This is a genomic window from Nonomuraea sp. NPDC001684 (assembly GCF_053596515.1).
In genome coordinates this window covers 1-3,230 of sequence record NZ_JBSFGJ010000688.1, presented here as the reverse complement: position 1 = coordinate 3,230, position 3,230 = coordinate 1, and the positions used below count along the sequence as shown (strand labels likewise).

3 protein-coding genes are annotated in these 3,230 nt (G+C 75.2%); all 3 read left to right on the top strand.

All coding sequences use genetic code 11. The annotated features are described in order from the left end of the window. On the top strand, positions 1-1,136 hold a 1,136-nt coding region (locus tag ACWCSD_RS50100), incomplete at its 5' end, for a PucR family transcriptional regulator (protein WP_449926505.1). A gap of 150 nt (positions 1,137-1,286) precedes the next feature. Further along, complete coding sequence (locus ACWCSD_RS50095; RefSeq protein WP_358299616.1) at positions 1,287-2,657, top strand: type III PLP-dependent enzyme domain-containing protein; 1,371 nt, start codon at positions 1,287-1,289, stop codon at positions 2,655-2,657. A gap of 184 nt (positions 2,658-2,841) precedes the next feature. After that, positions 2,842-3,186, top strand: a complete 345-nt coding sequence (locus tag ACWCSD_RS50090; protein ID WP_397158376.1) for a WGxxGxxG family protein — start codon at positions 2,842-2,844, stop codon at positions 3,184-3,186. Positions 3,187-3,230 lie beyond the last annotated feature (44 nt).

Below are 3,230 nucleotides of genomic sequence, written 5' to 3'. Positions count from 1 at the left end.
CCATCGAGGACACCCAGTTCCGCGTGCTGGCGCACTCGGCCACCGGGCCGGAGGCCGACGAGCTGCGCCGCTCCACCATCCTGGGCGGCCGGGTGCCCGACTGGCGGGTGGACGAACTGCGCCGCAGCGGCCTGCTGCGCACCCTGTGGTCCTCCGGCGAGGTGATCCACCGGCCCGCCGACGGCGACACCCCGGAGCGGCTGATCATCGCCATCCGGAGCGGGCGGGAGATGCTGGGCTCGATCTGGGCCGCCGCCGACGGCCGCAGCCTGTCGCCCAACGCGGCCAGCGCGCTGAGCCGGGCCGCGGAGGTGGCGGTGCCGTACCTGGTGCAGCACCGGCTGCGGGAGAGCGGCGCGCGGCTGCGCGAGGAGCACGCGCTGCGCGGGCTGCTGGGCGGCGAGGGCGACATGAGCACCCACGCCTGGACGCTGGGCCTGCCGCCCGACCTGCGCTGCGCCGTCGTGATCGCCGAGACCGGCCCCGACGCGGCGGGCGAGGGCGCGGCGGCCCGGGGCCCGGCCGGTGAACGGGTGCTGGAGGTGCTCGCGCTGCACGCCGCCTCCTACCGGACGGGGGTGCGGGTGCTGCGGGAGACCGGCCGGGTGCTGGCCCTGGTGCCGGTGCGCGGCGGCGACGAGCGGGACGTGCTCGGGCTGGCCCGGGAGCTGGACGGGCTGGCCGCCTCGACGCCGGGCGCCGCCGCGGTGCTGGTGGGGGCGGGGTCGGTGGCCGCCTCGCCGCTGGTCGCGGCGGCCTCGCGGGAGGAGGCCGACCTGGTCGTACGGGTCCTGCGCGCCCGCGCCGCCGGCCCCCGTCACGCCCTGGCGGCCGACCTCGGCCCCGCCCTGGACGTGCTGCGCGTCCTGGACGCCGTCCGCCCGGTGTGGGAACGCGGCAGCGGCCCGGTGTACGACCTGGTCCACGCCGACCTGGCGGCGGGCGGCGAGCTGGTCCGCTCGATCGCCGCCTACCTCGACGCCGCCGGGGACGTCGGCCGCGCCGCCCGCCGGCTGGTCCTGCATCCGAACACCCTGCGCTACCGGCTGCGCCGCGTCCGCGAGCGCTTCGGCGTCGATCTCGACGACCCCGACACCCGGCTGCTGCTCACCCTTGCCGTCCGCCTGGCCGCCTGACCTGGGGCTCCGGATTTTCTTGGCCGAGTGGACAAAGCCGAATCCGGGCTTTGTCCGCCCGGCTGAAGACTTGGCCTGCGGTCATGGCCGAATCTCGTCTGGCCCCCCTCCGAAACTCCCTCTTTCCCGATGCATCCAGGAGCCTTGGACGTGATCCAGAGCAGTGCCACGCTCGCGCCCGCCCCGGCCCGCGGCACCACCGCCGAACGCGCCGCCCACGTGCTGCGCCATGCCGTACGCGCCGGCGCGCTCGGCCCGGGCGAGCCGGTCGCCGGCTTCGTCGACACCGCCGGCGTGCGGGACTCGGTCAGGGCGTTGCACGAGGCGTTCGGCGAGGTCCCGGACGTGCTGCACACCTTCGCCGCCAAGGCCGCGTCGCTGATCCCCGTCCTGCGGCTGCTGGCCGCCTCGGGCATGGGGTGCGAGGTGGCCAGCCCCGGCGAGCTGCGGATCGCGCTGGACGCCGGGTTCGCGCCGGGCACGATCGTCTTCGACTCCCCCGCCAAGACCCGCGAGGAGCTGCGCCAGGCCCTGTCCCTGGGCGTCGCGGTCAACGCCGACAGCCTGGCCGAGCTGCGCCGCATCGACGAGCTGCGCGCGCCGGACTCCTCCTCGGTGCTGGGGCTGCGAGTGAACCCGCAGGTCGGCACCGGCACGATCGGCGCGATGAGCACCGCGACCGCCACCTCCAAGTTCGGCGTCGCGCTGCGCGACCCGGGGGCCCGCGAGGCCGTCGTCCGCGCCTTCGCCGAACGGCCGTGGCTGACCCGCCTGCACGCGCACGTCGGCTCCCAGGGCTGCCCGCTGGAGCTGATCGCGGCGGGCATCGCCGAGACCTACCGGCTGGCCGAGGAGATCAACGCGACGCTCGGGGTCCGGCAGATCACCAGCATCGACATCGGCGGCGGCCTGCCGGTGAACTTCGACGGCGACGAGGTGGCCCCCACCTACGCCGACTACGTCGCCACGCTGCGCGCGGCCGTCCCCGGGCTGTTCGACGGCCGGTACGCGCTGGTCACCGAGTTCGGCCGGTCGCTGCTGGCCAAGAACGGCTTCGTCGCGGCGCTGGTGGAGTACACCAAGGACGCGGGCGGGCGGCGGGTGGCGATCACCCACGCGGGCGCGCAGGTCGCCACCCGCACGGTGCTCATGCCGGACGCCTGGCCGCTGCGGGTCGGCGCGTACGGCCCGTCGGGCGACCCCAAGGACGGCCCCCTGCTCGCCCAGGACGTCGCGGGCCCGTGCTGCTTCGCCGGTGACGTGGTCGCGCACGCCAGGGAGCTGCCGGAGCTGGCCGAGGGCGACATCGTCGTGCTGCACGACACCGGCGCCTACTACTTCTCCACCCCGTGGGCCTACAACAGCCTGCCCTATCCGGCGGTGCACGGCTTCACCGTCACGGCGGACGGCGACGTCCGGCTGAGCGAGGTGCGCCCGGCGCAGACCCTGGACGAGATCGCCGCGGCCAGCGGGCTGGCCCAGGCCGACGCGCTGACCGGCCTCCTGGCGGCCATCGCCTGAACGCCTGCCGTCCCAACTATGGCGGTATGTCCTGGTTTGTGGGGATTGTTTGCGCGGGTGGGGGTAGGTCTACCAGCGAGTATGGAGTTCTCGCTCCATTTCGGGGGAACCTTCCGGGCCGTCGCCCGGAAGGCGCGACAGGCGGCTCTCCGCCTTGAGGGCCGCCGGATCCGGGGGAACCCACATGCGCAAGACGCTCACCGGCCTGGGGATGGCATTCTGCTTGGCGCTGGCCCCGGCCGCCACCGCTGTGGCGGACACGCCCGTCGTCCAGAGCCAGGCGACGCCGAGCCCGCAACCGACCGAGAACAAATACGACGAGGGCGGCGGCAACGGCGGTCTGTGGGGCCTGCTGGGGCTGCTCGGACTGCTGGGGCTGGCGGGCCTGCGCAAGGGCCGCAACCCGGTGGGGACGGCTGAGCACATGACCACCCGCCCGACAGGGACCACAGGTACCACCGGGACCACGGGTACCACCGGAACCACGACGGGGACCACCGCCAACCCCACCCGCCCGCAGCGTCCGTGAGGACGCGGGCGGTGCCCGGCACGCTCCGGCGGCGTACATGAGTG

Bases quoted from the DNA above. Each gene is read 5' to 3' on its own strand.
- ACWCSD_RS50090 (WP_397158376.1), top strand. From the start codon at position 2,842: ATGCGCAAGACGCTCACCGGCCTGGGGATGGCATTCTGCTTGGCGCTG.